The following is a 26,364-nucleotide window of genomic DNA, read 5'->3' as shown; positions in this document are numbered from 1 at the left end:
TTTCATGTCAATTGACTGTCCGAAACACACGCCACCCTTGCACAGCACCGACCGGTCAGCTAAAAGCTTGTAAAACTTTTGGTGACCTGTGAGTCATAACGGGCATCTTCACTGTATCGTGCTTGCAGGTAATGGAAGCATCAGGCTGATTCCACAGACATTCCGGACAGCCCGGCGCCTTCGCATTTGCCATTTTTTCGGCCTCAAGCCCCGGATTTCAATGCCCCGCCCCCAGGGCTGCGGGTGATGTTCAGCAGTTTTTGATTGGGAAGCCATGATGATTGGCATTAAAAGCATAGCGAGTTACGTGCCAGCAGCCGGCGTTGACAATTACGCTCAGGGTGCCAAATTCGGGAAGGATGAAGACTTCATCCTTGGCAAGATCGGTTCTGCTTTTCTGCCTCGCAAGGACGACACACAGGAAACCTCCGATCTGTGCGTCGAAGCCGCCAACCAGCTGTTCGCCAACAACCCCGAACTTTCCCGCGACGCCATCGACGTGGTCATCGTCGTCACCCAGAACGGTGATGAAGAAGGGCTGCCGCACACCGCAGCCATCGTTCAGCACAAACTGGGCCTGCCGACCCACGTCGCCGCGTTCGACATCTCCCTGGGATGCTCGGGTTACGTCTACGGCATCTACGCGCTCAAGGGTTTCATGGAAGCCGCAGGCCTGAAAAACGGCTTGCTGATTACCGCCGATCCGTATTCGAAGATCGTCGACCCCGAAGATCGCAACACCACCATGCTCTTCGGCGACGCCGCCACGGCCACCTGGATGGGCGAAAACGCGCCATGGCAGTTGGGCAAGTCCAAGTTCGGCACCGATGGCTCTGGCGCCGAATTCCTCAAGACCACCAACGGCGCGTTCTACATGAACGGTCGGCAGGTGTTCAACTTCGCCCTGGTCAAGGTGCCTGCGCACCTGAACGAACTGCTCACCGATTCGGGCCTGCAATCGTCCGAGATCGACGCATTCTGCATTCACCAGGGCAGTGCCGCCATCGTTGACGCCGTGGCCCGCCGCTTCGAAGACGGCAGCCACCCGGAAAAATTCGTCAAGGACATGCTCGAGACCGGCAACACCGTGTCGTCGAGCATTCCGCTGCTGCTGGAAAAGCACCTGCTCAACGCCAGCTGGAAGCGCGTGGCCATTTCAGGCTTCGGTGTAGGGTTGTCCTGGGGCTCGGCGATCATTTATCGTCCTTGACCCTGAGTCAGTCAAAACGGCGACACTGAATTTCAGGTCGCCGTTTTTTTATTTCCATCGTTTGCCAAGGACCGCGCGCATGAGCGAGATTTTCCAGCGCAACTTCGCGATCATCGAACAGCGCTGGCCCCAGGTCGCTCAGCGGTTGTCGGCTGAAGATGCCGATGCAGTGCCCGCGCAACTGCTCGAAGGCCAGGGCTCGACCCTGAGCATCGCCGGCATTCAGCTCACCAGCCGCCACGACCGGGTTGCCGAGGCGCGGTTGCAGGCGGCGAGCCTGCCCGCCGACAGCGCCGAGATCCATGTGTATGGCACAGGGCTTGGGGATCTGCAGCGCGTCCTGCTGGCGTCCTCCACGCTGCAAAACCTGCACCTGCACATCCTCAACGGCGCGATCTTCGCCCTGGTGCTGCGCCTGCTGGAACAGGATGACTGGCTCACAGATCCCCGTGTGAGCCTGGCCTATGCCGACGGGCACGCTGAAATTCAATTGCCGTTCTTCGCGCTCCCCGCCGAGCTGGTGCTGGCCGAAGACAGCAGCGCGCGGATCCGGGACCGATTGGTGAGCGAGATCCACCTGAGCTTCAACAACCGCGAGTTCGCAGCCGACCACCCCGACAACATCGCGCGGCTGGAGCAGGGCAGGGCACTGCTGCGCAGCGACACCGATGTGGGCGAACTGTTTGGCACCGCGCCCGGACGCGACGTCTTCGTGATCGCCACCGGGCCAAGCCTGCAACAGCATTTGCCACGGCTGAAACTCATCAGCGATTCGACCGAGCGGCCGCTGTTGATATGCGTTGACACGGCGCTGGTCCCGCTGAGCCGCCACGGTATTCGGCCGGATCTGGTGGTCAGTATCGATCACAACATCACCCAGCGTCATTTGCCCCCCGAAGCCAGCGCAAACGTCGCGCTGGTCTACCTGCCGCGGCTCGACGCCGAGCTGCTCAGCGCCTGGCAGGGCCCGCGCTACGTCGGTTACTCGGCGAGCCCCATGTACACCGCCATTCGCCAGGACATCCCCAAGGCGCAATTGCTCGCCGCGGGGAGCGTCATCCATCCGGCCATCGACCTGGCGGTGAAGATGGGCGCCGCCCGCATCACCCTGTTCGGCGCCGACTTCGCCTTTCCCGGCGACAGGACCCACACCGGCTGGCAGGACGGCGAACTGGGCCCCGAAATGAGCATCGCCAAACACTGGGTCCGTGACGGGCGCGGCAACAAGGTCAAGACCCAGCTCAATTTCCGTAGCTACCTGATCGAACTCGAGCGCTACATCACACTCCATCCCGAGGTGAAATTCCTCAACACCAGCCGCGACGGCGCACTGATCGCCGGCACCGAATTCGACCCAGACTGGACCGCGCCATGACCTCCCGGACCCAAATCATCGAAGACGCCGTCCACTGCGCGCACCTGTTCCGGCTGGGGCGGGATATCGAAGGGGCATTGAAAATGGTGGATGTGATCGATGCGGCGATGCCGCTATTTTCGGCCCGCCCGCCAGAGGATCAGGCACATCTGGCCCGGATCATGAGCGCGATACTGCAGAGCCAGGAATGCCAGGATTGGCTAGCTGTGGCGGATGCTCTGGAGTATGAACTGGTGGCGATTGTGTGAGGTCTTCGGGATGAGGGCTGGCCAGCCTGGCCAGCCCTCGAGATGACGTGGAGTATCAGTCAGTCATCCAGAAACGCAGGCGGTAATTGAAAGGTGAGGACCACCTGCTCACCGAGCGTACTGCCCCGCAGATATTGTAGCTTTCCGAGCCTGTCGAACTGGCGTCCCATTTTGTGGTGTTGCCTCCGTAATATTTGTGCCATCCACGAAAGTTGCAAGACTTTCCAGATGCTCCGGTGTAAGTGATATTGACGTCGCTCGTGTGGTCTGGAAAGTTCAGAGTGACGGACTCGCTTTGCCCTGGTGAAAGGATTTTCGGAAACCCCGAAGCGTAGGTTCTTATCGTTTCCGAAGACAGGTTTTGTACTTCTACCATTACTTCCGTTGCAGTGGCGTGCGTCGCAGTCACTGCAACGGATAGTGTTGTGATGAATAAAAGTGTCGTGGTGTTCATATGCCTTCCTCTGGGTTAATAAATGGTGTCTCGTTATTTGGCCTGCGATTTCACGTAAGCCGGTTCTGCTGGCGAAGGAAAGACAGCCATTTCCCAGGACGTTGTAGGAAGGTTCTCGGTTGGAGCCTGTTCGGCGAAAGCTTCTGGGCGTAATGGGCTTTCACAAGCGGTAATGAATCGGGTTGTTAAAATTATTTTTGTTCTTATCATTTATTCCAGGAAGTCTTTTCATATTCGTAGGTTGAGGGCTGGAATACCCCTGCATTTGTCGTGATGGCATATGGAGTGATTATGCCGTTTCAACTTTTACTGGCTAAAGCCCGTTAGCGCCTCGTCGATAAGCCAATGGTAGGTTTTCCGGGCGAAATGGACTTCCCCGCTTTTTGAAAACCTGCCGTTTCTATCAACGAGGGAATTCAAAATGGCTTTGACCGTAAATACCAATATTGCGTCACTGGGTGTTCAGCGTAACTTGAACCGGTCTTCTGATTCGTTAGGCACAGCGATGACTCGTCTATCGTCCGGGTTGCGGATCAACAGTGCAAAGGACGACGCGGCAGGGATGCAGTTGGCGTCTCGGCTGACTACTCAGGTGAGAGGTATGACTGTGGCGATGCGCAACGCAGGAGCCGCGATGTCGATTATTCAAACTGCTGAGGGCGCGCTGGACCAGTCCATGAATAATTTGCAGCGCATGCGAGACCTGGCCATGCAGGCAGCGAACGGGGATAAGGGGCCGAAAGAGCGAGCAGCTTTGAATGCCGAGTTTTTAAAGCTGAATGCTGAAATATCACGCTCTGCAAAAGGCACTACGTTTGGTGCAGAGCTTCGACTGTTGGATGGCAGTGCGGGGGAGCTAAGTTTTCAGATTGGCGCGAACGTTGGTGCTACCGAAAAGATCAGTCTCACGCTCAATCAGGACTTCGCTTCCGAATCGATCCTGGCTGCGAGTGAGGATCGAGCTGCTGTACCGGCGGACGCTACATCTTCAGGGTCGAAGGCCATAGTGAAAGGGGACTACACCCCTTTGTCTATCGATGGCTCAGGTTTTCGGCTCATTTCCGATAGCGTAACCCAGGCGATGACCGACGCGGTTGATACTGCGAAAACAGAACTGACTGCTGCGGAAGCGGCGTTTGCGGCTATCGCTGCTCCTGTCCAGACCGATATCGACACCCTGGATACTGCACGCAAGAAGTTATCTGACGCTGAAAAGGTCGTAGGGGACGCCAAGGCGTCAGACGGCGCCCTCAACAAAGCTGCGCGTATCGAGAACATTGAATACACCGTCACGGTGATTGACCTCGCTATCAGTAAAATCAATGCCGCTCGTGCAGACCTCGGTGCCAACCAGAACCGGATGGCCAGTGCGATGGAAAACCTCCAGAACATGGTGAAGAACGCCGAGGCTTCCAGAGGGCAAATCCAGGACGTCGACTTCGCCGCCGAAACCGCCGAACTCACCAAACAACAAACCCTGCAACAAGCCTCGACCGCCATCCTGGCCCAGGCCAACCAGCTGCCGTCGGCTGTCCTCAAGCTGCTCCAGTAACCATCTCAAAAGCAGGATCCGCGCACGACGCACGCCGTGCGCGGCTTCAAGGCCCGAGAAATCAACGCGTTGCTTGCGTGATTAAAGCTTTCCAGGGTTGCGCCGAAACGCTGTGTAACCCCCGTCAAAAAAGCAGGGGTGGCGCTCTGGTGGCAAAAAATTTTCAAAAGCCCCTAAAGCTCCTTGCAGATACGACGATAAACATTACGAAGGTTCTCTAGGCCACACCCGGCGGTTGCCAGGGCCGGATAGCCGCAGCACCCAACCAACGAGGAATTCATCATGGCTTTAACCGTTGCTACCAACACCACTTCCCTGGCCGTTCAGAAAAACCTGAGCCGCGCTTCTGACGCTCTGTCGACTTCCATGACCCGTCTGTCCTCGGGCCTGAAAATCAACAGCGCAAAAGACGACGCCGCTGGCCTGCAGATCGCCACTCGCGAAACTTCGCAAATCCGTGGTCAGACTGTAGCTATCAAGAACGCCAACGACGGTATCTCGATCGCTCAGACCGCTGAAGGCGCTCTGCAAGAATCGACCAACATTCTGCAACGTATGCGTGAACTGGCTGTTCAAGCCCGTAACGGTACCAACAGCTCGGCTGACCGTGACGCTCTGCAAAAAGAATTCGTGCAGATGCAATCGGAACTGGACCGTACCGCAGGTTCGACCAACCTGAACGGCAAGAACCTGCTGGACGGCTCGGCTGGCACCATGACCCTGCAAGTCGGTGCTGACACTGGCTCCGCCAACCACATCGACATCGTGCTGAGCAGCAAGTTTGACTCCGCATCCCTGTCGGCTGGCAGCGGTACCATCTCGATTTCCGGTACCAGCGCCAACTTCAGCGGCAACATCGACAAGGCCATCACTGCCATCGACCTGGCAATCGCCAACATCGGTGCAACCCGTGCTGACCTGGGTGCTGCGCAAAACCGTCTGACCAGCACCATCTCCAACCTGCAGAACATCGTGGAAAACACCACTGCTGCACAAGGCCGTGTACAAGACACCGACTTCGCAGCTGAAACCGCTAACTTGACCAAGCAGCAGACTCTGCAACAGGCTTCCACCGCTGTTCTGGCCCAGGCTAACCAACTGCCATCCGCTGTACTGAAACTGCTTCAGTAATATCGGAATGAGTTTTGGCGGAGGAGTGTGCTTGCGTACTCTTCCGCCTTTTTACGTTGAGAGGTAGTAGACATGGACATGACCGCCAAGCTCAATCAGTCTTACGCTGCTGTACAACCCCTGCCTGCGGTCGCGGACAAGCCTGCTGTCACCCCTCAAAAAGCCGTCACCCCGGTGCCTGACACCGCCAAGGCCGACGCGCAAACAAGTAAAGACTCGCATTCCGAAAGTGATCCCGACGCATTGAAAGCCGCAGTCCAGGAAATCGAAAAGTTCGTTCAGTCGGTGCGCCGCAATCTGGAGTTCTCGATAGATGAGGCTTCGGGCAAGGTCGTCGTTAAAGTGATTGCCAGTGAAACCGGCGAAGTCGTGCGGCAATTGCCCTCTGCAGAGGCGCTGAAGATCGCCGACAGCCTGCAGAACGCTCACAGCTTGTTGTTCGACGCAAAAGTGTAAGTGGCATGAAACGTGAACGCGGTACTTTTGAACGGTGACTTAGTCAAAAGACCGACTCAAACTGAAGGGAGACACACATGGCTAGTCCAATCACTCCATCCACCGGTCTCGGATCGGGCCTGGCAATTGGCGATATCGTCAATGCCCTGGTCGCTTCCGACAAGCTGGCCAAGCAGACGCAGATCACCACGCAGACCAAGCTGGTCACTACCAAACTGTCCGGGATCGGTACCCTGCAGTCGGCGGTGTCTGCATTTCAGACAGCCCTCAAAGGCCTTTCTGACGCGAAGAACCCGTCATTCAACGGCTATGCGGCCAAGTCGTCCGACGAAACCAAGCTGACCGTCACCTCCGACAACAATGCGGTGCCAGGCAACTACACCGTTGAAGTCGGCAATATCGCGACCAGTTCCAGCGTCGCCACCGCTGCCTTTTCCGGCGGCACTGCCAGTGCCATTCCGAGTGGTAACCTGACCATCACTCAAAATGGCATTTCCACCAGCTACACCATTCCTGCCGGCGCCACCCTGGCCTCGGTGGTCAAGCAGATCAACGCCGATACCGACAGCACCAAGATCAGTGCGAACATCATCACCGACGCCAACGGTTCGCGTCTGGTGCTGGGTTCGACCACCACCGGTGCCGGCTCCGATATCACCACCACCAGTGATATCGCAGGCTTCACGATCAATGCCAACACCAAGCTCGATTCGACCTCGGGAAGCTCGGCCGGTTACATCGGCGCTCAGGCCGTGGACGCGTCGCTGACCATCAACGGTCTGCCGGTGACCAGCAAGAGCAACACCCTGGATTCGACCCTGGGTGGCGTGACCATGACCCTGGTGGCCAAAGGCACTTCCACCGTCAACGTCGCGACCAACACCGACGGCCTGAAAACCTCGCTGCAAACCTTCATCACTGCCTACAACGCAGTGGTTGCCGCCGTGTCCAGCGTGACCAAGGCGACGATCAGTTCCACGCCCGATCCCACCACCGGCGCCACTGTGACCCCGGCTGCGCTGACCGGCGACTCGATGCCGCGTTCGATCCTGACCGCCATGCGCAACGAACTGGTGACCACCGGTGCCGCTGGTGACCTGTCGGTGCTGGCGCAGTTGGGTATCACCACTTCGCAGACCGACGGTACGCTGTCGCTCAATGACACCCAGTTCAAGGCGGCGATGGACAAGGGCCTGGCCGGTGACGTGCAGCAGCTGTTCAGCGGCACCACCGACAGCAACGGCCTGGTCGCACGCATGAACGCCGCGCTGACGCCCTACACCCAGACCGGCGGCATGTTCGACACCCGCAAGAGCAGCCTGAACACCCAGCAGAGCGATCTGCAGGATCAGCAGGCGGCTCTGGACTTGCGCGTGACCAACCTGACCGCGACGCTGACCGCCAAATACAACGCGATGGACCTGGTGGTGGGGCAGTTGAAGGCCTCGGCTTCCAGCATTACTTCGTTCTTCGATTCGTTGAATGCGCAGAAATCCAGCTGATGCTTGACTGATAAACCAGGACCCGGCCAAAGTGCCGGGTTTTTGGCATCTGGGCCTAAAGTTTCTCAAGGCCTCGTCGATATCCTGAATATAGAAACTTCAAGTGGTGTGAGGTAAGTACATGAACCGGATGGCAGCCCTTCGGCAGTATCAGAAGGTCAATTCACACGCGCAGACCGCCGTCGCGACACCGCACCGTCTGGTGCAGATGCTGATGGAAGCGGGTCTTGACCGCATCGCCCAGGCCAAGGGTGCCATCGAGCGCAAGGACATTCCCTCCAAGGGCGTGCTGATCGGCAAGGCCATCGAGATCGTCGGCGGCCTTCGCGAAGGGCTCGACATGGAGAAGCAGGCCGAACAACTGGCGCATGTCGACAACCTGTACGTCTACATGATGAAGCGTCTGGCCGAAGCCAATATCAAGACTGACCCTAAAATTCTCGATGAAGTCAGCGGATTGTTGACTACCGTGAAGGAAGGTTGGGACGCCATTGGCGATCAGCCACCTGTCCTGTAAGAGGAAATCACCATGAGTGCTGCACTCAAGCGAATCGAAGAAACCCGCGAAGCTCTGGTCGGTGCCCTGGCCGAACGTGACTGGGAGGCCATCGGCAAGCTCGATCTGGCCTGCCGGGCCTGCGTTGACGAGGTCATCCGCGAGGCCAACGACGATGAGCCGCAGTTGCGCAGCAATCTGGAAGAGCTGCTGGGTGTGTACCGCCAGTTGATAGACGTTGCGGTGGAAGAGCGTCAGGCAATTGTCGATGAAATGTCACAGATCCAGCGAGCGAAAAGCGCCGCAAAGGTATACCATCTGTTTGGTTGACGCTTAGGTTGATCGAAAAAATTGTGCGCCATAAAATTGACTGTGTACGGTTTTTTGACTTAACTAGTGATGTTCACTAATTTCTGGTTTGTGTGGCGTTGATCGCACCCCATACAGAGCCAAGCTTGCCCCTGAGCGGGCATCGAGTTGACTAGGGAAGTTGCTATTGCATGTGGCGTGAAATCAAGATTCTGCTAATCGATGACGATAGCCAGCGCCGCCGTGACATGGCGGTCATTCTGAATTTCCTCGGCGATGAGAACCTGTCCTGCTCCAGCACTGACTGGCAGCAAGTGGTAGGCGCTCTGGCGTCCACTCGGGAAGTCCTTTGCGTGCTGGTTGGCACCGTGAACGCCCCGGGCAGTCTCCAGGGGCTGCTTAAGACCATCGCTGCGTGGGATGAGTTCCTTCCTGTCCTGCTGATGGGCGAAAATTCTTCGGTCGACCTGGCCGAGGACTTGCGTCGGCGCGTGTTGTCCACCGTCGAAATGCCCCCCAGCTACAGCAAGCTGCTGGATTCCCTGCACCGTGCCCAGGTCTATCGCGAGATGTACGATCAGGCCCGCGAGCGCGGTCGCCAGCGCGAACCCAACCTGTTCCGCAGCCTGGTCGGCACCAGCCGTGCCATCCAGCACGTACGCCAGATGATGCAGCAGGTGGCGGACACCGACGCCAGCGTGCTGATCCTGGGCGAGTCGGGCACGGGCAAGGAAGTGGTCGCGCGCAACCTGCATTACCATTCCAAGCGGCGTGACGCGCCCTTCGTGCCGGTCAACTGCGGCGCGATCCCGGCCGAGCTTCTGGAAAGCGAACTGTTCGGCCACGAGAAGGGCGCCTTCACCGGTGCGATCACCAGCCGGGCAGGGCGTTTCGAGCTGGCCAACGGTGGCACGCTGTTTCTCGATGAAATCGGTGACATGCCGTTGCCGATGCAGGTCAAGCTGCTGCGCGTATTGCAGGAGCGCACCTTCGAGCGCGTGGGCAGCAACAAGACCCAGAGCGTCGATGTGCGGATCATCGCGGCCACCCACAAGAATCTCGAAGACATGATCGAGACCGGCGGTTTCCGTGAAGACCTGTACTACCGCCTGAACGTGTTCCCGATCGAGATGGCGCCGTTGCGTGAGCGCGTGGAAGACATCCCGCTGCTGATGAACGAGCTGATCTCGCGTATGGAGCACGAGAAGCGCGGCTCGATCCGGTTCAATTCGGCGGCGATCATGTCGCTGTGCCGTCACGGCTGGCCGGGCAACGTTCGCGAGCTGGCCAACCTGGTGGAGCGCATGGCGATCATGCACCCGTACGGCGTGATCGGTGTCGCTGAACTGCCGAAGAAATTCCGCTACGTCGACGACGAAGACGAGCAACTGGTCGATAGCCTGCGCAGCGACCTGGAAGAGCGCGTCGCCATCAACGGCCACACGCCCAACTTCGCCAACAGCGCCATGTTGCCGCCCGAAGGCCTGGACCTGAAGGACTACCTCGGTGGTCTGGAGCAGGGCCTGATCCAGCAGGCGCTGGACGATGCCAACGGGATCGTCGCACGGGCAGCCGAACGCTTGCGTATCCGTCGTACCACGCTTGTGGAGAAGATGCGCAAGTACGGCATGAGCCGTCGCGAGGGCGATGATCAGGGCGACGACTGACACCCGATTGACGCGTCAAAAATAAACCGCTGATTTTTCAGCGGTTTTTTTTCGGCACGAGGATTGCTAAGTCTCTTGCAACATACCGTTTAACTGACGGTTCGCCACGCGAGAGATCATTTATGTCCCAGGCCGCTCCGATGTCTTCCAAACCTGCCACGACAGCGGGTTTGCAAGTGCAGCCGTCCCCGGAATTGGAAAGTCGACAAGGGTTGGAGCAGGCATTCGCCCTGTTTAACCAGATGTCGGCGCAATTGACGGATTCCTACAGCCTGCTGGAAGCGCGGGTCACCGAGCTCAAGGGTGAGCTGGCGGTGGTCAGTGCCCAGCGCATGCAGGAACTGGCGGAAAAAGAGCGCCTGGCCAATCGTTTGCAGAACCTGCTGGACCTGCTGCCAGGTGGCGTGATCGTCATTGACGCCCACGGCATGGTGCGCGAGGCCAATCCCGCGGCGCTGGACCTGTTGGGTGAGCCGTTGATCGGCATGCTGTGGCGCCATGTCATCGCACGTTGTTTCGCGCCTCGCGAAGACGACGGTCATGAAATCTCCCTGAAAGACGGGCGTCGCCTGTCGATCTCCACCCGCTCCCTGGACGCCGAGCCCGGCCAGTTGGTGCTGCTCAACGACCTGACTGAAACCCGTCATCTGCAAAGCCAGCTGGCCCGCCATGAGCGCCTGTCGTCGCTGGGGCGGATGGTCGCATCCCTTGCCCATCAGATCCGTACGCCGTTGTCGGCGGCCATGATCTACGCCAGCCACCTGACTGAGCAGGCCCTGAATACCGAAACCCAGCAGCGCTTCGCCGGCCGCTTGAAAGAGCGCCTGCATGAGCTGGAGCACCAGGTGCGCGACATGCTGGTGTTCGCCCGTGGCGAATTGCCCTTGACCGACCGCGTAAGCCCCGCGGGTCTGCTCGGCGCGCTGGAGTCGGCGGCCCAGACCCATGTACGCGATGCGGCGGTGCGCTGGCAGTGCGACAGCCTCGACGGCGAGTTGCTGTGCAACCGCGACACGCTAGTGGGGGCGTTGCTCAATCTGATCGAAAACGCGGTGCAGGCCAGTGCCGGGGCATCGCGTATCAAGGTCCATGCCTACAGTCGCGGCGCGACGCTGCGGCTGTGCATCAGTGACAACGGCAGCGGCATCGACGCCGCCGCGCTCGCCCGTATCGGCGAACCCTTCTTTACCACCAAGACCACGGGCACGGGCCTGGGGCTGGCGGTGGTCACGGCGGTCGCCCGGGCACATCAGGGGCAGGTGCAATTTCGCTCGCGTCCGGGGCGGGGCACCTGTGCCATCGTTTCCTTGCCGCTGGTTCCAGGCACCGGCGGTGCAGTGGCTGGAGTGGAGAACCCATCATGACGATCAAGGTGTTGCTGGTCGAGGACGACCATTCTCTGCGCGAGGCCCTGGGCGAAACCCTGGCGCTGGCCGGCCACGATTACCAGGCCGTCGGCTCGGCCGAGGAAGCTTTGCTGGCAGCAGGGCAAGCCTCGTTCAACCTGGTGGTCAGTGACGTCAACATGCCGGGCATGGACGGCCATCAGTTGCTCAGCCAGTTGCGCAGCCGCTATCCGCAGTTGCCGGTGCTGTTGATGACCGCTCATGGCTCGGTGGATCGAGCCGTGGACGCGATGCGTCAGGGCGCTGCCGACTACCTGGTCAAGCCATTCGAGCCCAAGGCGCTGCTGGCGCTGGTGGCCCGGCATGCGCTGGGGCGCCTGGGGCCTGCCGATGGCGAGGGGCCGATTGCGGTCGAGCCTGCCAGCGTCCAGTTGCTCAACCTGGCAAGCCGGGTTGCCAAAAGTGATTCCACCGTGCTGATTTCCGGCGAGTCGGGAACCGGCAAGGAAGTGCTGGCGCGCTTCATTCACCAGCAGTCACCGCGGGCAGGCAAGCCGTTCATTGCCATCAACTGCGCGGCAATCCCGGACAACATGCTCGAAGCCACCCTGTTCGGCCACGAGAAAGGCTCCTTTACCGGCGCCATCGCCGCCCAGCCGGGCAAGTTCGAACAGGCCGATGGTGGTACCATTCTGCTCGACGAAATTTCCGAAATGCCCATGGGCCTGCAGGCCAAGCTGCTGCGGGTGTTGCAGGAGCGGGAAGTGGAGCGGGTCGGTGCGCGCAAGCCCATCGAGCTGGACATTCGCGTGCTGGCCACCACCAACCGCGACCTGGCGGGGGAGGTGGCGGCAGGGCGCTTCCGCGAAGACCTGTTCTATCGTCTGTCGGTGTTCCCGCTGGCCTGGCAGTCGCTGCGTCAGCGTCCTGCCGACATTCTGCCGCTGGCCGAGCGTCTGCTGGCCAAGCACGTCAATAAAATGAAGCACGCCCCGGTGAGCCTGTCGCCCGAAGCGCAAAAGTGTCTGGTCGGGTACAGCTGGCCAGGCAACGTGCGCGAACTGGACAACGCCGTGCAGCGGGCGCTGATTCTGCAGCAGGGCGGGGTGATCCAGGCCGAGGACTTCTGCCTGGCCGGTCCCGTGAGCTTTGCATCGGCGCCACTCGCAGCGCCGGCCCTTCAGGTTTTGCCGACGCTGCCGACAACGCCGGGTGTCATGGAATCGTCGCCGGAAGCGGCGGGCGGTGAAATGGCCGGTGCGCTGGGGGAAGATCTGCGCCGCCGGGAGTTCCAGATGATCATCGACACCCTGCGCGCCGAGCGCGGCCGCCGCAAGGAAGCCGCCGAACGCCTGGGTATCAGCCCGCGTACCTTGCGCTACAAGCTGGCGCAGATGCGTGATGCGGGAATGGATGTCGAAGGGTATCTGTTCGCATCCTGACGCAGAACCTGTAGGAGCGCGCTTGCCCGCGACCGCCTTGTGCCAGCCAGATATCTGCCGCCTGGCAGAGTGCGTTCGCGGGCAAGCGCGCTCCTGCAACGTCCGTATTTGTGGCGTGAAATCGGCGCTGGCTTGCGTGAGCTTTTTCGTTTTGTAACCACCCAAATACTTTCATGAAAAGCTGGCACAGTGCCTCTATTGGTCTGGCATTGTTGTTGCTACTACATGGGTAACCGCTGAATCGGTGTCAAAAATTTGCGGCCCTTTTAAGAGAGAAGTCCATGAGCCAGGGTGTTGAATTTAATCGCTTGATGTTGGACATGCGTTCCATGCAGATGGACGCAATGGCCAAGCCTAAGGCCATCGATGCCCCGCAGCAGGCGGGTGCGACCAGCTTTTCCGACATGCTCGGCATGGCCGTGAACAAGGTCAATGACACGCAGCAGGCCTCCAACCAGCTGGCCACCGCCTTCGAGATGGGCAAGAGCGGCGTGGATCTCACCGACGTGATGATTTCCTCGCAGAAAGCCAGCGTGTCGTTCCAGGCGCTGACCCAAGTACGCAACAAGCTTGTGCAGGCGTACCAAGACATCATGCAAATGCCGGTTTGAGGACGATTTAAGTCATGGCTGAAGCCGTCGCCGATAACGTGCCCGCAAAAGCGGGTGCGACAGGAAGCAAGCCGATGTTCGGCCTGGCGTTCCTGCAAAATCTTTCCGAGATGACCATGCTGCGGCAGGTTGGCCTCATGGTCGGTCTGGCGGCCAGCGTGGCGATTGGTTTTGCCGTCGTGCTCTGGTCGCAACAGCCGGACTACAAGCCGCTGTATGGCAGCCTGTCGGGCATGGACACCAAGCAGGTGATGGATACCCTGGCCCAGGCTGACATCCCGTACACCGTCGAGCCCAACTCCGGCGCCTTGCTGGTCAAGTCCGAAGACCTGTCCCGTGCCCGCATCAAGCTGGCCGGTGCTGGCATCGCGCAGAACGACGGCAACGTCGGCTTCGAGATCCTCGACAAGGACCAGGGCCTGGGCACCAGCCAGTTCATGGAAGCGACCCGTTATCGTCGCGGCCTGGAAGGCGAGCTTGCGCGTACCATTTCTGCCCTGAACAACATCAAGGCCGCCCGCGTGCACCTGGCGATCCCGAAGAGTTCGGTGTTCGTGCGTGACGATCGCAAACCTACCGCTTCGGTGCTGGTCGAGATGTACGCCGGCCGTACCCTGGAGCCCGGGCAGGTAGCCGCGATCGTCAATCTGGTGGCGACCAGCGTTCCCGAGCTGACCAAGTCCCAGGTCACCGTGGTCGACCAGAAAGGCAACCTGCTGTCCGATCAGGCGGAAAATTCCGAACTGACCATGGCCGGCAAGCAATTCGACTACACCCGTCGCATGGAAGGCATGCTGACCCAGCGTGTGCAGAACATCCTGCAACCGGTGCTGGGCAATGATCGCTACAAGGCGGAAGTGTCGGCCGACGTTGACTTCAGCGCCGTGGAGTCCACTGCCGAAAGCTTCAACCCCGATCAGCCTGCACTGCGCAGCGAGCAGACCACCAACGAACAACGCTCCAGCAGCAGCGGTCCGCAAGGCGTGCCCGGTGCCCTGAGCAACCAGCCACCTGGCCCGGCCACCGCGCCGCAGACCACCGGTGGTGGTGCAGCCGGTGCCGCAGGCCCGATTGCCCCTGGCCAGCCACTGCTGGACGCTAACGGTCAGCAGATCATGGACCCGGCCACCGGCCAGCCAATGCTCGCGCCGTACCCGTCGGACAAGCGTAACCAGTCGACCAAGAACTTCGAGCTGGACCGTTCCATCAGCCACACCAAGCAGCAGCAGGGCAAGATCAATCGCCTGTCGGTTGCGGTAGTGGTGGACGATCAGGTCAAGGTCAACCCGGCCAATGGTGAAACCACCACCGTGCCGTGGACCGCCGACCAGTTGGCGCGCTTCACTCGCCTGGTGCAGGATGCGGTGGGCTTCGATGCCGCCCGTGGCGACAGCGTCAGCGTGATCAACGTGCCGTTCTCCACCGAGCGTGGCGAAGTGATCCCGGACATTGCCTTCTATCAGCAGCCGTGGTTCTGGGACATCGTCAAACAGGCGATGGGCGTGATCTTCATCCTGGTGCTGGTGTTCGGCGTGCTGCGTCCGGTGCTCAACAACATCACCAATCCCAAAGGCAAGCATGCCGACGGTGACGTGGAACTGGGCGGCATGGTCGGCCTGGACGGCGAGCTGGCCAATGACCGCGTGAGCCTTGGCGGTCCGCAAAGCATCCTGCTGCCTAGCCCTACCGAGGGTTATGACGCGCAGCTCAACGCAATCAAGAGCCTGGTGGCCGAAGACCCGGCCCGTGTGGCTCAGGTCGTAAAAGAGTGGATCAACACAGATGAGTGAGACTCGTGCAGCGGTCAAATTGACCCGCGTTGACAAGGCCGCGATCCTGCTGCTCACCCTGGGTGAGACGGACGCCGCGCAGGTTCTGCGTCACATGGGGCCCAAGGAGGTCCAGCGTGTGGGCGTGGCCATGGCGCAGATGCGCAGTGTGCACCGCGAGCAGGTCGAGCAGGTGATGGGCGAGTTCGTCGATCTGGTCGGTGACCAGACCGGCGTCGGCATAGGCTCGGACGGCTACATCCGCAAGATGCTCACCCAGGCGCTGGGCGAGGACAAGGCCAACGGCCTGATCGACCGCATCCTGCTGGGTGGCAACACCAGCGGTCTGGACAGCCTGAAGTGGATGGAACCGCGCGCGGTCGCCGACGTCATTCGTTACGAGCACCCGCAGATCCAGGCCATCGTCGTCGCGTATCTGGACGCCGACCAGGCCGGTGAAGTGCTGGGCCATTTCGACCACAAGGTGCGTCTGGACATCATCCTGCGCGTCTCGTCGTTGAATACCGTGCAGCCTGCGGCGCTCAAGGAATTGAACCAGATTCTCGAGAAGCAGTTCTCGGGCAACGCCAACACCTCGCGTACCACCCTGGGCGGGATCAAGCGTGCTGCGGACATCATGAACTTCCTCGACAGTTCGGTCGAAGGCCAGCTCATGGATTCGATCCGCGAAGTGGACGAAGACCTCTCGACCCAGATCGAAGACCTCATGTTCGTCTTCAACAACCTGGCCGATGTCGACGACCGTGGCATCCAGGCCTTGCTGCGCGAAGTGTCTTCCGATGTGCTGGTGCTGGCCCTCAAGGGTTCGGACGACGCCATCAAGGAAAAGATTTTCAAGAACATGTCCAAGCGTGCCGCCGAATTGCTGCGCGACGACCTGGAAGCCAAGGGCCCGGTTCGCGTCAGCGACGTGGAAACTGCACAGAAAGAGATCCTCACCATTGCCCGTCGTATGGCGGAGGCCGGGGAGATCGTTCTCGGCGGCAAAGGTGGCGAGGAAATGATTTAACAGCAGGTGCAGTCGATGTTCAGCTCCGATAAAGAAACGCCTAGCGAGCTCATCCGCGCCAAGGACCTCAGTGGATTCGATGTCTGGGCCTTGCCCAGCTTCGATCCCCATGTCGAAGAACCCGAGCCGGAACCTGCGCCCGAGCCCGAACCTGCCGAAAGCGAAGAAGTGCCGCTGGAAGAAGTCCAGCCCATGACCCTCGAAGAGTTGGAGAGCATCCGTCAGGACGCCTACAACGAGGGCTTTGCCATCGGTGAGAAGGAAGGCTTCCACAGCACCCAGCTCAAGGTTCGCCAGGAGGCGGACATCGCCCTGGCCGCCAAGCTGCAAAGCCTGGAGACCCTGATGAGCCATCTGTTCGAGCCCATCGCCGATCAGGACGCGCACATCGAGAAGGCCATGGTCACCCTGGTCGAGCACGTCGCCCGCCAGGTGATCCAGCGCGAGCTGAAAACCGATTCCAGCCAGATCGGCAAAGTATTGCAGGATGCCCTGCGCATGCTGCCGATGGGCGCCACCAACGTGCGGATCCTGATCAATTCCCAGGATTTCGACCAGGTGAAGGCGCTGCGCGATCGCCATGAAGAAAACTGGCGCATCCTTGAAGACGACACCCTGCAACCCGGCGGTTGCCGCGTGGAAACCGAACACAGCCGCATCGATGCCAGCGTCGAGACGCGCCTGAGCGTGGCGATCGCCAAGATGTTCGACCAGCTTCACGAACAGGCGCTGCACCCGGCCGTCCCGGACGTGAGTGTCGATCTGGACGCCGCGATCAAGAGCGCCGAAAGCGCCCTGCAGAAACAGTCGGACGCCTCCGATGCGTCTTGAGCGCACCAGCTTCGGCAAGCGCCTGAGCACCTACGCCGATGCCATTACCTTGCCGGTACAGCCGGTGGTGGAAGGGCGCCTGCTGCGCATGGTCGGCCTGACCCTCGAAGCCGAGGGCCTGCGCGCCGCCATGGGCAGCCGTTGTGTGGTCATCAACGACGACAGCCATCACCCGGTTGAAGTCGAAGCGGAAGTCATGGGCTTCGCCGGCGGCAAGGTGTTCCTGATGCCGGTGGGCAGCGTGGCCGGTATTGCGCCGGGTGCGCGCGTTGTGCCTCTGCCTGATACCGGTCGTTTGCCCATGGGCATGACCATGCTCGGTCGCGTCCTCGATGGCGCCGGTCGTCCGCTGGACGGCAAGGGCGGCATGAAGGCCGAAGACTGGGTGCCGCTGGACGGCCCGACCATCAACCCGCTCAAGCGCGACCCCATCAGCCAGCCGCTGGATGTGGGCATTCGTTGCATCAACGGTTTGTTGACGGTAGGTCGCGGCCAGCGTCTGGGCCTGTTCGCCGGTACCGGTGTGGGTAAGTCCGTGCTGCTGGGCATGATGACCCGCTTTACCGAGGCCGACATCATCGTGGTCGGGCTGATCGGCGAACGGGGCCGCGAGGTGAAGGAGTTCATCGAGCACATTCTTGGCGAAGAGGGCCTCAAGCGTTCGGTGGTGGTGGCGTCCCCAGCCGACGACGCGCCGCTGATGCGTCTGCGCGCTGCCATGTATTGCACGCGCATCGCCGAATATTTCCGCGACAAGGGCAAGAATGTCCTGTTGCTGATGGATTCGCTGACCCGTTTCGCCCAGGCCCAGCGGGAAATCGCCCTGGCCATCGGCGAGCCGCCCGCGACCAAGGGCTATCCGCCCTCGGTGTTCGCCAAGCTGCCCAAGCTGGTGGAGCGCGCGGGCAATGCGGAGAAAGGCGGCGGATCGATCACCGCGTTCTACACCGTACTGTCTGAAGGCGACGACCAGCAGGACCCGATTGCCGACTCGGCGCGGGGTGTGCTGGACGGTCACATCGTGCTGTCCAGGCGGCTGGCCGAGGAGGGGCATTACCCGGCCATCGACATCGAAGCGTCCATCAGCCGGGTCATGCCGTCGGTGGTCGATGCGCAGCACATGACCCAGGCGCAGTACTTCAAACAGCTGTGGTCGCGCTATCAACAGAGCCGCGACCTTATCAGCGTGGGCGCCTATGTGGCGGGCGGCGACCGCGAGACAGACCTTGCGATCAACCTTCAACCGCAACTGGTGCAGTACCTGCGTCAGGGCTTGCACGACAACGAGAGCATGCAAAGCAGCGAGGCGCAGTTGGCGCGCATCTTCAATCCTCAGGCGGCTGGCTGATAACCCATGGCCCAGACCCGCGCATCGCGCCTGGCGCCCGTGGTGGACATGGCCGAAAGCGCCGAAAAGACCGCCGCCCAGCGTTTGGGGCATTTTCAGGGCCAGGTCCGGCTGGCCGAGAACAAACTCGGCGAGCTCGAAAAATTCCGCGCCGATTACCAGCAGCAATGGATCGACAAAGGCTCGGTGGGTGTGTCTGGCCAGTGGCTGATGAACTACCAGCGCTTTCTCAATCAGCTGGAAACGGCCGTCAGCCAGCAACGCCAGAGCCTGACCTGGCACCAGAACAACCTCAACAAAGCCCGCGGCGAGTGGCAAAAGGCATACGCCCGCGTCGAAGGCCTGCGCAAACTGGTGCAACGCTACATCGACGAAGCCCGCGCCGCGGAAGACAAACGCGAGCAAAAACTCCTCGACGAACTCTCCCAACGCCTCCCCCGGCAGCAGCCGTTCTAACCGCTTCAGGTGTCGGCTGTGATGCGTGGCGCGTCAGCGATGAATCCCTGTGGGAGCGGGCTTGCCCGCGAAAGCGTCATATCGGACCCTTCAATGTCGTATGGTCCGCCCCCTTCGCGGGCAAGCCCGCTCCCACACTTCTATGATCCCCAGTCCCGTAGCAGCACGGCTTGCCGGCGGGGCGATTTCGAGGGCGTCATCGCGGGCAAGCGCGCTCCTACAGGCACAGGCACCGCATGCCCGGCCGGTGGTGCGCGACGTCAGGCGACCAATCAAACCACTCAACTCCACCCCAGTCAGATCACTTCCATCATGACTGTAGGAATCTTCCATTTGCCGCGCCGCACAAGGGGTGCTAAAACTTCATCCGTCTGACGCCGTTTCATATAAGGGATTTGCCAATGTCAGTTACTTCCGAGCGCTCTCCTGACAAGCAGAAGCTGACCATCAAGATCAAAGGACGGTTCGATTTTTCCACGCACCAGGATTTTCGCGGTGCGTACGAGCGAGAAACCGACGCCAAGCATTACGTAGTCGATCTGAAGGAAACCAACTACCTCGACAGCTCGGCGCTGGGCATGCTCCTGCTGCTGCGCGATCATGCCGGCGGCGAACGCGCCGATGTACGGTTGGAAAACTGCAGCGCCGACGTCATCAAAATCCTCGCCATTTCCAACTTCTCCAAACTCTTCAACATCGGCTAATGGCGGGTTCTGCGCCACCCGAGCGCCTGACGATACTCATCGCCGACGACAACGCCAGCGACCGCATGCTGCTCTCGGCGATCATCAGCCGCCTGGGGCATGAGGTCCAGAGCGCCTGCGATGGCGAAGAAGCCGTCGGACTGTTCGAACGCAGGCGTCCGCAACTGGTCCTGATGGACGCCCTGATGCCGGTCATGGACGGCTTCGAGGCGGCCCGCCGGATCAAGGAACTGGCCGGCGAAGCGCTGGTGCCGATCATCTTCCTCACCTCCATGAGCGAAGGCGAGGGCCTGGCGCGCTGCCTGGATGCCGGCGGCGATGACTTCATCACCAAGCCCTACAACCCCATCGTGCTGGCCGCCAAGATCAACGCGATGAACCGCTTGCGCCTGTTGCAGGAAACCGTCCTGCAGCAGCGCGACATGATCGCCCGCCACCATAAATACCTGCTCAACGAGCAGCGCGTGGCCAAGGCGGTGTTCGACCAGATCGCTCACTCGGGCTGCCTCAACGCCCCCAACATTCGTTATCTGCAGTCGCCTTACGCGCTGTTCAACGGCGACCTGCTGCTGGCGGCGTGGGCGCCGTCGGGCAACATGCATGTATTGCTTGGCGACTTCACAGGACACGGCCTGCCGGCCGCCGTCGGGGCAATGCCGCTGGCCGAAGTGTTCTACGGCATGACGGCCAAGGGTTACGGCCTTCCGGAAACCCTGCGCGAGATGAACGCCAAGCTCAAGCGCATCCTGCCGGTGGACATGTTCTGCTGCGCGGCGCTGGTGTGCGTCAACTTCAAGCAGCAACTGGTGGAAGTCTGGAACGGCGGCCTGCCTGATGGCTACCTGCTGCATGCCGACGGGCGACCCCACACGCCGCTGGTGTCGGCGCACCTGCCGCTGGGCGTGCTGGGTGCCGGCAGCTTCGATGACAATACCCAGGTCTACCCCTTTGCCCCCGGCGACCGGGTGTTCCTGCTGTCTGACGGCGTGGTGGACAGCACCGACGAAAATGGCGAGATGTTTGGCTCGCGGCGGTTGCAGAACGTGTTCGTCACCAACCGCAACCCGGCCTCGCTCATGGAAGAAGTGCAATGGGCGCTCGCGCGGTTTCGCGGTCAGGTCCGTGACGATGTGAGCATGCTGGAAGTGGGCTTCAACGAGCCCGAGCTTCTGGGCACGCCATCGGTGATCTACACCGACAGCGGCGATTCGAGCCCGCTGGACTGGGCCGCCAGCTTCGAATTCCGTGCCTCGACCCTCAAGCGCTTCAACCCGCTGCCCTACCTGCTGCAACTGCTCCAGGAAGTGCATGGCCTGCGCCTGCAGAGCAGCGAGCTCTATACCGTGATGTCCGAGCTGTACAGCAACGCCTTGGAGCACGGGGTGCTGGGGCTGGATTCGGCACTCAAGCGCGATGCCGAGGGTTTTGCCCTTTACTACCAGTTGCGCGCCGAGCGTCTGGAGAACATGGAAGGCGGGTTCATACGATTTAGTTTCCAGATAATTCCGGTCGGGCAGGGTGGGCGGCTGATCGTCGAAGTTCACGACAGCGGCAATGGTTTCGACGTCGAGCGGGTGCTGGCGTTGCCCCCTGCGGTCAACCAGTTGTCCGGGCGCGGGCTCAACCTGGTCCGGCAATTGAGTAATGAGTGCCATTGGTCCCCGGACGGGCGCACCGCCCGTGTAGAGTTCGCTTGGGAGGGTCTGGCATAATCCGGCGCTTTCTTGATCAAGGAGCGAGCAAGCAGTGAAAAATCATATGGATCTAAACGTCCTCGGGACGCTGCGTGACGTCATGGAAGGGGAATACCCGGCGCTGCTGGAGGTATTCATCAAGGATTCCGAACGACGTGTCATCGAACTCAATGAGCTCATTCAATCAGCCGATTTTTCCTCCCCCGGCCCGCTCCAGCTCAAGCAACTGGCCGACAAGGTCCACAGCTTCAAAGGTAGTTGCAGCAACATGGGCGCTGCACACCTGGCCGACCTGTGCCGCGAGCTGGAAGACCAGGCGCGCAGCCCGGCGCCTCCCGGTGCTGCTGAAATCCGCCAGAGCGTCGCGGCGATCACCAGCGAATTTGCCGTGGTGCGCGATCTTTTCGACGTACAACTGGAGTCTGCGCTCAAGGGATTCTGAGCCGGCGATCTGTCCCATCCCGAAAGCTGGCCCGCCATTTGCTTGATCTCCGCGCAATCGTGCTTTTGCGGAGATCAACATGGCCCTTGCCAACAACCCTTTACTTACGGCCCTGACGGCTGCCAAAGCCCAGAAAGCCAGCGCCGCCAATTCGGTAAAGGCGCCAGACCCCGTCAAGGACAACGCTTCCAGCTTCTCGACGGTATTTGCCAAGCAGGCCGCGCCCAAGTCTTCCAGCGTCGATGACAGCCCGCCCAAGCCCGCCAGCGCCAAGAGTCCGGCAGCGACCGACAAGCATGGCGCCAGCCAATCGTCTGCCGCCTCCGACAAGACGGTTGCCGATAACGGCAATGGCTTGCCTGGCAACAAGGCGGTCAATGCCAAGCCGGATAACGCCTCCGGTAAGGACAACGACGAGGACGACGATACCGACGACACCTCCGATTCCGCGACCTCGGCCACCGATCCGACGGTAGCTGACGGCACTGTCACTGACCCGGTCGTCGATCCGTCGCAGATCGTTGCCACCCCCGTGGTCGAGCCTGCGCCGGTCCAGCCCGACGTCGCCGCGCAGCCGGTGATCGATCCGGCGTTGCTGGCCGGCACCGCCCCGGTTGTGCCGCCACCGGTGGTGCAGGCGCCGACCGACGCCACCGATGACACCTTCGACCCGTCGGCCGATCCTCTGGAAGGCTTGACGGCGGTTCAGGTGGCCCTGGAGAACAAGGCCCAGCAAAGCGCCCAGGCGAATGCGGCCGTGAAGGGCGCAGGCCATGACGCCGGCAAGCAGGACCCCAACGCCGATGCAGCGCAGCAGCTTGCCGGTAACCTGGCGGCGCTGGGCGATCAGCCTGTGGACAAGAGCACCACCGAGGGTGGCGGCGACAAGGCCTTTGCCGGGCTGCTGGCCGATGGCCTCAAGGATGTGAAGAGCGCCGCCGGCGACACCCGGGTGGACAACTTCGCCGAGCGTCTGGCGGCATTGTCCCAGGCCGCCCAGGTGAAAACCGGCTCCGCGACGCCAGCGACCCCGCTCAATCAGCCGCTGGCCATGAACCAGAGCGGCTGGACCGAGGGCGTGATCAACCGCGTCATGTACCTGTCCAGCCAGAACCTCAAGCAGGCCGACATCCAGCTGGAACCGGCCGAACTGGGACGCCTGGACATTCGCGTCAATATGGCGGCAGACCAGCAGACCCAAGTCACCTTCATGAGCGCCCATGTTGGTGTGCGTGAAGCGCTGGAAAACCAGATGTCGCGCCTGCGTGATTCCTTCGCCCAGCAGGGCATGGGGCAGGTCGATGTCAACGTGGCCGACCAAGGCCGTGGCTGGCAACAACAGGCCCAGCAGCAGTCGGGTGGTGACGCCCAGCGCGGCAATGGCACCAGTGGTTCGGGCAATGGCAGTGGCAGCGACCTGATCGCCGACGGCGCCCCGGTGGATGCCGCAACGGCCGCCGCCAGCGCCCCGTTGCAGATGGTAGGTTCAAGCGCGGTCGATTATTACGCCTGACCCCACGCCAGCCAAGTAGGAGCGCGCTTGCCCGCGACCTGCTGCACCGCAGCAGTAAAACCTGACACCTCGGATTGACTGGTAGTCCGAGCTCGCCGGTTTTACTGCCGCCTTGCGGCAGGTCGCGGGCAAGCGCGCTCCTACGCCTTCCAGGCAGCATCAAAAGCGCCACGCGTCTTGCCGTTCTGGCACAACCCTTGCTCTCCCTCTGTCACGCAACACCGAACCCATTGGATAGTGACGGATTATTGGCATGGCGAAGACCGACGACGCAGCACCTAAAGACCCCGCGAAGAAAGGCAAGTTGAAGATCATCATTCTCGTGGTGGTGGGCCTCTTGCTGGCCATCGGGCTGTCGGTCGGCGCTACCTGGTTCATCATGCACAAGGCCGAGAGCAAGCCTGATCCTGCGGTGGCGGCCGAAGCTGCCAACGTCAAGAAAGAGGCGATCTTCGAGCCCCTCACGCCGCCCTTCGTCGTCAACTACAACGTCAATGGCCGCCAGCGCTACATGCAGGTCAGCATTACCCTGCTGGCCCGTGATCACGCCGATCTGGAAGCGTTGAAAGTGCACATGCCGGTCATCCGTAACAATCTTGTGATGATGTTCTCAGGCCAGGCGTTCGACACCATCGCAACGCCGGTGGGCATGGAAATGCTGCGCCAGAAAGCCGCTGCCGTGGTGCAGGAAGTCGGCCAGAAAGAGCTGAACAAGAGCGTCATCGAGCAGGTTCTTTTCACTAACTACGTATTGCAGTAGGACCACGACATGGCCGTGCAAGACCTGCTGTCCCAGGATGAAATCGACGCGCTGCTGCATGGCGTGGACGATGGTCTGGTACAGACCGAGAGCGTCATCGAACCTGGCAGTGTCAAGAGTTATGACCTGACCAGTCAGGACCGCATCGTCCGTGGACGCATGCCGACCCTGGAAATGATCAACGAGCGTTTCGCCCGTTACACCCGCATCAGCATGTTCAACCTGTTGCGTCGCTCTGCCGACGTGGCGGTGGGCGGTGTGCAGGTGATGAAGTTCGGCGAGTACATCCACTCGCTGTACGTGCCGACCAGCCTGAACCTGGTCAAGATCAAACCGCTGCGCGGCACCGCGTTGTTCATCCTGGATGCCAAGCTGGTGTTCAAGCTGGTGGACAACTTCTTCGGTGGCGATGGCCGTCACGCCAAGATCGAAGGCCGTGAATTCACGCCGACCGAGCTGCGCGTGGTGCGTATGGTGCTGGACCAGGCCTTCATCGACCTGAAGGAAGCCTGGCAGGCGATCATGGAAGTCAATTTCGAGTACATCAACTCGGAAGTGAACCCGGCCATGGCCAACATCGTGGGCCCGAGCGAAGCGATCGTGGTGTCGACCTTCCACATCGAACTCGATGGCGGTGGCGGCGACCTGCACGTGACCATGCCGTATTCGATGATCGAGCCGGTGCGCGAAATGCTCGACGCCGGCTTCCAGTCCGATCTGGACGACCAGGACGAGCGCTGGGTCAACGCCCTCAAGCAGGACGTCATGGATGTGGCGGTGCCGCTGAGCGCCACGGTTGCCCGTCGTCAGCTCAAGTTGCGGGACATCCTGCACATGCAGCCCGGTGACGTGATTCCGGTGGAGCTGGGTGAACACCTGGTGATGCGCGCCAATGGCGTGCCGTCGTTCAAGGTCAAGCTGGGCTCGCACAAGGGCAATCTGGCGCTGCAGGTGATCGAGCCGATAGAACGTCGCTGACGCCTGGCCGTCTGCATCTGAATGTGTGCTGTAAACGAATTGCTCTGCTAACACAATTTTACGGGCGAATGACAAAGCCCTGTCGAGGACAACCATGGCTGATGAAAACGAAATGAACTCCGCAGACGACCAGGCACTGGCTGACGAATGGGCTGCAGCGCTGGGCGAAGCGGGCGAGGGCGGTCAGGCTGATATCGACGCGCTGCTGGCCGCCGATGCGGGCAACGCCGCCGGCAACCGTCTGGCGATGGAAGAGTTCGGCAGCGTGCCAAAGCACAATGGCCCCGTTTCGCTGGAAGGCCCGAACCTGGACGTGATTCTGGACATCCCGGTGTCGATTTCCATGGAAGTGGGCAGCACCGACATCAACATCCGGAACCTGCTGCAACTCAACCAGGGCTCGGTGATCGAGCTCGACCGTCTGGCCGGCGAGCCGCTGGACGTGCTGGTCAACGGCACACTGATCGCCCACGGTGAGGTGGTGGTGGTGAACGAGAAGTTCGGCATCCGTCTGACTGACGTGATCAGCCCAAGCGAACGCATCAAGAAGCTGCGCTAAGTGGGTCGCTTGCTAAAGGGCCTGTTGGTCGCGCCCGTGCTGATGACGTCGTGGCTGGCAATGGCGGCGGATCCTGCAACCACGCCAGCGCCAGCCGCTGCCACGCCTGCCGTGACAGCGCCGGCTGCCGTTACCGTGCCCCCGGTGGGCGCTTTGACCAGCGGTATCGGCGGTCAACTGGCGCAACTGGTGTTCGGTTTGCTGCTGGTGGTCGGTTTGATCTTCGTGCTGGCCTGGCTGATGCGCAGGGTTCAGCGCGCAGGGCCCGGCGGCAACCAGGTCATCGAACTGGTGGGTTCCCGTGCTCTCGGCCCGCGTGACCGGCTGGTCCTGGTGCAGGTTGGCAACGAGCAGGTGCTGCTGGGCGTTTCCCCCGGCAGCATCACCGCGCTGCATGTGATGAACGAGCCGGTGCAGGTGCCTGAAACCCAGAACGCCACGCCCGAATTCGCCCGCCGCCTGATGGAAGCGCTGGGCAACA

Annotated in this window: 26 protein-coding genes and 1 pseudogene; 26 read left to right on the top strand and 1 reads right to left on the bottom strand. The window is 61.0% G+C overall.

What is annotated here, in order from left to right:
• Window positions 1-277 precede the first annotated feature (277 nt).
• The 3 genes from ACIPO9_RS13285 (at window position 278) to ACIPO9_RS13275 (ending at window position 2,833) form a co-directional block, all read left to right on the top strand.
• The gene (locus tag ACIPO9_RS13285; protein ID WP_274132361.1) at window positions 278-1,210 is read left to right on the top strand and encodes a ketoacyl-ACP synthase III; all 933 of its coding nucleotides are present in this window, start codon (window positions 278-280) and stop codon (window positions 1,208-1,210) included.
• A gap of 79 nt (window positions 1,211-1,289) precedes the next feature.
• On the top strand, window positions 1,290-2,585 hold the full coding sequence (locus ACIPO9_RS13280; protein WP_400781367.1) for a motility associated factor glycosyltransferase family protein: 1,296 nt from the start codon (window positions 1,290-1,292) through the stop codon (window positions 2,583-2,585).
• Window positions 2,582-2,833 (top strand): hypothetical protein, encoded by a 252-nt coding sequence (locus ACIPO9_RS13275; protein WP_400609747.1) that lies wholly within the window; start codon window positions 2,582-2,584, stop codon window positions 2,831-2,833. Before ACIPO9_RS13280 ends, ACIPO9_RS13275 begins: the two co-directional genes overlap by 4 nt.
• A gap of 55 nt (window positions 2,834-2,888) precedes the next feature.
• Here ACIPO9_RS13275 and ACIPO9_RS13270 read toward each other — a convergent pair whose 3' ends face one another.
• The gene (locus ACIPO9_RS13270) at window positions 2,889-3,287 is read right to left on the bottom strand and encodes a hypothetical protein (protein ID WP_400781365.1); all 399 of its coding nucleotides are present in this window, start codon (window positions 3,285-3,287) and stop codon (window positions 2,889-2,891) included.
• A 421-nt stretch (window positions 3,288-3,708) separates the two neighbouring features.
• On the opposite strand from ACIPO9_RS13270, the gene ACIPO9_RS13265 reads away from it, so the two are divergent.
• The 23 genes and pseudogenes from ACIPO9_RS13265 to fliO all read left to right on the top strand — a co-directional run.
• A complete protein-coding gene (locus tag ACIPO9_RS13265; RefSeq protein ID WP_400781362.1) occupies window positions 3,709-4,839 on the top strand; it encodes a flagellin in 1,131 nt (376 codons plus the stop codon).
• A 282-nt stretch (window positions 4,840-5,121) separates the two neighbouring features.
• Window positions 5,122-5,970 carry a flagellin domain-containing protein gene (locus ACIPO9_RS13260; RefSeq protein ID WP_274132365.1) on the top strand — a complete coding sequence of 283 codons (849 nt, stop codon included), beginning with the start codon at window positions 5,122-5,124 and terminating at the stop codon, window positions 5,968-5,970.
• Window positions 5,971-6,042: 72 nt separating this feature from the next.
• Window positions 6,043-6,426 (top strand): flagellar protein FlaG, encoded by a 384-nt coding sequence (locus ACIPO9_RS13255; RefSeq protein ID WP_274132366.1) that lies wholly within the window; start codon window positions 6,043-6,045, stop codon window positions 6,424-6,426.
• Between the two features lie 77 nt (window positions 6,427-6,503).
• Entirely contained in the window at window positions 6,504-7,928 is a 1,425-nt protein-coding gene (fliD, locus tag ACIPO9_RS13250; RefSeq protein ID WP_400781360.1) for a flagellar filament capping protein FliD, read from the top strand.
• Between the two features lie 121 nt (window positions 7,929-8,049).
• Entirely contained in the window at window positions 8,050-8,445 is a 396-nt protein-coding gene (fliS, locus tag ACIPO9_RS13245) for a flagellar export chaperone FliS (RefSeq protein WP_274132368.1), read from the top strand.
• A gap of 12 nt (window positions 8,446-8,457) precedes the next feature.
• A complete protein-coding gene (gene fliT, locus ACIPO9_RS13240; RefSeq protein WP_274132369.1) occupies window positions 8,458-8,754 on the top strand; it encodes a flagellar protein FliT in 297 nt (98 codons plus the stop codon).
• A 170-nt stretch (window positions 8,755-8,924) separates the two neighbouring features.
• Window positions 8,925-10,400 (top strand): transcriptional regulator FleQ, encoded by a 1,476-nt coding sequence (gene fleQ / locus ACIPO9_RS13235; protein WP_274132370.1) that lies wholly within the window; start codon window positions 8,925-8,927, stop codon window positions 10,398-10,400.
• A 122-nt stretch (window positions 10,401-10,522) separates the two neighbouring features.
• Window positions 10,523-11,764 (top strand): sensor histidine kinase, encoded by a 1,242-nt coding sequence (locus ACIPO9_RS13230; RefSeq protein WP_400609736.1) that lies wholly within the window; start codon window positions 10,523-10,525, stop codon window positions 11,762-11,764.
• On the top strand, window positions 11,761-13,188 hold the full coding sequence (locus ACIPO9_RS13225; protein WP_274132371.1) for a sigma-54 dependent transcriptional regulator: 1,428 nt from the start codon (window positions 11,761-11,763) through the stop codon (window positions 13,186-13,188). Before ACIPO9_RS13230 ends, ACIPO9_RS13225 begins: the two co-directional genes overlap by 4 nt.
• A gap of 281 nt (window positions 13,189-13,469) precedes the next feature.
• Window positions 13,470-13,799 carry a flagellar hook-basal body complex protein FliE gene (fliE, locus tag ACIPO9_RS13220; protein ID WP_274132372.1) on the top strand — a complete coding sequence of 110 codons (330 nt, stop codon included), beginning with the start codon at window positions 13,470-13,472 and terminating at the stop codon, window positions 13,797-13,799.
• 14 nt (window positions 13,800-13,813) lie between these two features.
• The gene (fliF, locus tag ACIPO9_RS13215; protein ID WP_274132373.1) at window positions 13,814-15,589 is read left to right on the top strand and encodes a flagellar basal-body MS-ring/collar protein FliF; all 1,776 of its coding nucleotides are present in this window, start codon (window positions 13,814-13,816) and stop codon (window positions 15,587-15,589) included.
• Window positions 15,582-16,598, top strand: coding sequence for a flagellar motor switch protein FliG (gene fliG / locus ACIPO9_RS13210; RefSeq protein ID WP_274132374.1), 1,017 nt, complete (start codon window positions 15,582-15,584; stop codon window positions 16,596-16,598). Before fliF ends, fliG begins: the two co-directional genes overlap by 8 nt.
• 15 nt (window positions 16,599-16,613) lie before the next feature.
• The gene (fliH, locus tag ACIPO9_RS13205; RefSeq protein ID WP_274132375.1) at window positions 16,614-17,429 is read left to right on the top strand and encodes a flagellar assembly protein FliH; all 816 of its coding nucleotides are present in this window, start codon (window positions 16,614-16,616) and stop codon (window positions 17,427-17,429) included.
• Window positions 17,419-18,777: a flagellar protein export ATPase FliI gene (fliI, locus tag ACIPO9_RS13200; RefSeq protein ID WP_274132376.1), complete on the top strand. Its 1,359-nt coding sequence runs from the start codon at window positions 17,419-17,421 to the stop codon at window positions 18,775-18,777. Before fliH ends, fliI begins: the two co-directional genes overlap by 11 nt.
• 6 nt (window positions 18,778-18,783) lie before the next feature.
• The gene (gene fliJ / locus ACIPO9_RS13195) at window positions 18,784-19,233 is read left to right on the top strand and encodes a flagellar export protein FliJ (RefSeq protein WP_274132377.1); all 450 of its coding nucleotides are present in this window, start codon (window positions 18,784-18,786) and stop codon (window positions 19,231-19,233) included.
• A 401-nt stretch (window positions 19,234-19,634) separates the two neighbouring features.
• Window positions 19,635-19,937: an STAS domain-containing protein gene (locus ACIPO9_RS13190; RefSeq protein ID WP_274132378.1), complete on the top strand. Its 303-nt coding sequence runs from the start codon at window positions 19,635-19,637 to the stop codon at window positions 19,935-19,937.
• Window positions 19,937-21,649 carry a fused response regulator/phosphatase gene (locus ACIPO9_RS13185; protein ID WP_274132379.1) on the top strand — a complete coding sequence of 571 codons (1,713 nt, stop codon included), beginning with the start codon at window positions 19,937-19,939 and terminating at the stop codon, window positions 21,647-21,649. The genes ACIPO9_RS13190 and ACIPO9_RS13185 overlap by 1 nt, the downstream gene beginning before the upstream one ends.
• A 46-nt stretch (window positions 21,650-21,695) precedes the next feature.
• Window positions 21,696-22,073, top strand: a complete 378-nt coding sequence (locus ACIPO9_RS13180; RefSeq protein WP_274132380.1) for an Hpt domain-containing protein — start codon at window positions 21,696-21,698, stop codon at window positions 22,071-22,073.
• A 79-nt stretch (window positions 22,074-22,152) separates the two neighbouring features.
• Window positions 22,153-23,586, top strand: a complete 1,434-nt coding sequence (locus ACIPO9_RS13175) for a flagellar hook-length control protein FliK (RefSeq protein ID WP_400781358.1) — start codon at window positions 22,153-22,155, stop codon at window positions 23,584-23,586.
• 253 nt (window positions 23,587-23,839) lie between these two features.
• Window positions 23,840-24,346 carry a flagellar basal body-associated protein FliL gene (fliL, locus tag ACIPO9_RS13170; protein ID WP_274132382.1) on the top strand — a complete coding sequence of 169 codons (507 nt, stop codon included), beginning with the start codon at window positions 23,840-23,842 and terminating at the stop codon, window positions 24,344-24,346.
• Between the two features lie 9 nt (window positions 24,347-24,355).
• On the top strand, window positions 24,356-25,324 hold the full coding sequence (gene fliM / locus ACIPO9_RS13165) for a flagellar motor switch protein FliM (RefSeq protein WP_274132383.1): 969 nt from the start codon (window positions 24,356-24,358) through the stop codon (window positions 25,322-25,324).
• Window positions 25,325-25,418: 94 nt separating this feature from the next.
• Window positions 25,419-25,883: a flagellar motor switch protein FliN gene (gene fliN, locus ACIPO9_RS13160; protein ID WP_274132384.1), complete on the top strand. Its 465-nt coding sequence runs from the start codon at window positions 25,419-25,421 to the stop codon at window positions 25,881-25,883.
• Window positions 25,884-26,360 (top strand): annotated as a pseudogene (gene fliO, locus ACIPO9_RS13155) (flagellar biosynthetic protein FliO); the annotation flags it as partial.
• Between the last annotated feature and the right edge of the window lie 4 nt (window positions 26,361-26,364).

Source organism: Pseudomonas sp. NPDC090203 (assembly GCF_044746765.1).
Lineage (GTDB): Bacteria > Pseudomonadota > Gammaproteobacteria > Pseudomonadales > Pseudomonadaceae > Aquipseudomonas > Aquipseudomonas putida_AD.
Note: the sequence above shows the minus strand (reverse complement) of the source record. Positions and strands in the feature narration are given on the sequence as shown.